Genomic DNA, 2,036 nt, shown 5'->3' on the forward strand with positions numbered 1-2,036 from the left:
GCCCCCTTCCCCTGCCGACAACGGACCCCGTCTGTCACGCGAGGAGTTCGACTCCCTCTTCGACACCGTACGGACCTGGGGCCGCTGGACCCCCGCCGACCGTGGCGCGTGGAACCGGGTCACACCGGCCCATGTCCAGCGTGCCACCACCCTGGTCCGCACGGGCACGACCGTCCCGATGGCCCTGCCCTGGAACACGGTGCCCGGCCCCGACAACGGCAAGCCCGCCCTCCACTACATGTCCGACCTCGGCGACGTGGAGGCCCCGGAACCGTCCTGCCACAAGGACTTCATCGCCGTCGACTACCACGGCAAGGGCGTCAGCCATCTCGACGCGCTCTCCCACATCGCCTACCGCGGGCAGCTCTACGACGGCCGCACCGCCCGGGAGGTCGTCGACGCGGCCGGCGCCCGCTTCGGCGCCGTCTCCGCCCTCGGCCCCCTGGTCACCAAGGGCGTCCTGATCGACCTGCCCGCCGTCCTCGGCACCGACTGGCTGGAGCCCGGCACCGCCGTACACGCCCACGACGTACTCGCCGCCGAGAAGGCACTCGGCGTGACCATCGGCGACGGCGACGCGGTCCTGCTGCGCTCCGGCCACTTCCGGCGCCGCGCCGAACTCGGCGCCTGGAACCCGGACAACGCCAGCGCCGGCTTCCACGTCGACGCCGTACCGCTGCTGGCCGAGCGCGGGATCTCCCTGCTCGGCGGCGACGGCGACAGCGACGTACGGCCCTCCCCCGTGGAGGGGCTGCACTCCCCCGTGCACGCCCTCGCCATCACGGCCATGGGCGTACCGCTGCTCGACAACCTCGATCTGGAGGCGCTGTCCGCCGCCTGCGCGGCTCAGGGCCGCTACGAGTTCCTGCTCGTCGTGGCGCCGCTGAACGTTCCCGGCGGCACGGGCTCTCCCGTCAACCCGGTCGCGGTGCTGTGATGGCGGGCACCCGACCGGCCGGTGGCCGGTTCACCGTCGGTGTCAGCCGTGACTTCCTCGGCGCCGACGGACGCAATGTGTGGGGCGACATCCGGCTCGGCGAGCTGGACGCCGCCGGGATCGACTGGCACTACCTGCCGCGTGACACCGGCGGACTCCTCGCCCCGGACATCGACGGCCTGGACGCCGTCCTCTTCGCCGGCCCCGCCGTCACCGCCCGCACCTTCGCCGGCGTCACCAGACCCCCGCTGCTCCTCGCCCGCTTCGGAGTCGGCTACGACGCCGTCGACCTCGACGCCTGCACGCGGCACGGCGTGCTGGTGACCATCACCCCCGACGGCGCCCGGCGTCCCGTGGCCACCGCCGCCCTCACACTGCTGCTGTCCCTCCTGCACAACGTCACAGTCAAGGACCGGCTGGTGCGGGAGGGACGCTGGGCCGAGAAGGAGCGGTGGATGGGCCTCGGGCTCACCGGGCGCCGCGTGGGCCTGCTCGGGCTCGGCAACACCGCCCGCGATCTGGTCGGCCTGCTGCGGCCGTTCGACACCGAGGTCATCGCGTACGACCCGTACTGCCCGCCGGAGACCGCCCGGGAACTCGGCGTGCGTCTCGCCGACGCCGACACCGTGATGGCCGAGGCCGACGCGGTGATCGTGATGTGCGTGCTGACCGAGGAGACCTTCCATCTGGTGGACGCCCGGCGGCTGTCCCTCATGAAACCGACGGCGGTGCTGCTGAACGTCGCCCGTGGCCCGATCGTCGACGAGGCGGCGCTGATCGAGGCGCTCCGCACCGGCCGTATCCGCGGTGCCGGGCTGGACGTGTTCGAGACGGAGCCGCCCGACGCGAGCAACCCGCTGCTGAGCATGGACAACGTGGTCCTCAGCCCGCACAGCCTGGCGTGGACCGACGAGATGTCCGCGGGGAACGGCGGCAGCGCGGTGCGGGCCGTCCTGGATGTGGCGACCGGCCGGCTGCCCCGGTTCGTCGTCAACCGGGAGGTGCTCGGTCACGCACACCTGTCCGAAAGACTGGGGGAACTGGCAGCGGACACGGGTGAACCCGCGCGGGCGGGGGTCCGCCCGTGAGCTCCCCACCC

General features: G+C 72.9%; 2 protein-coding genes. Both read left to right on the forward strand.

Features of this window, described 5'->3' with window-relative positions:
- Positions 1 to 937 (forward strand): cyclase family protein (locus tag FNH04_RS45355; RefSeq protein WP_322725718.1); only part of this gene is annotated, 937 nt, incomplete at its 5' end.
- Positions 937 to 2,025 (forward strand): NAD(P)-dependent oxidoreductase, encoded by a 1,089-nt coding sequence (locus tag FNH04_RS45360; RefSeq protein ID WP_152792053.1) that lies wholly within the window; start codon positions 937 to 939, stop codon positions 2,023 to 2,025. The genes FNH04_RS45355 and FNH04_RS45360, both read left to right, overlap by 1 nt.
- Positions 2,026 to 2,036 lie beyond the last annotated feature (11 nt).

Origin of the sequence: Streptomyces phyllanthi (assembly GCF_009377205.1) — a bacterium.
In the GTDB taxonomy this organism is placed as follows: Bacteria; Actinomycetota; Actinomycetes; order Streptomycetales; family Streptomycetaceae; genus Streptomyces; species Streptomyces phyllanthi.

Coding starts and splice junctions, on each gene's coding strand:
- FNH04_RS45360 (WP_152792053.1), top strand. CDS start 937: ATGGCGGGCACCCGACCGGCCGGTGGCCGGTTCACCGTCGGTGTCAGC.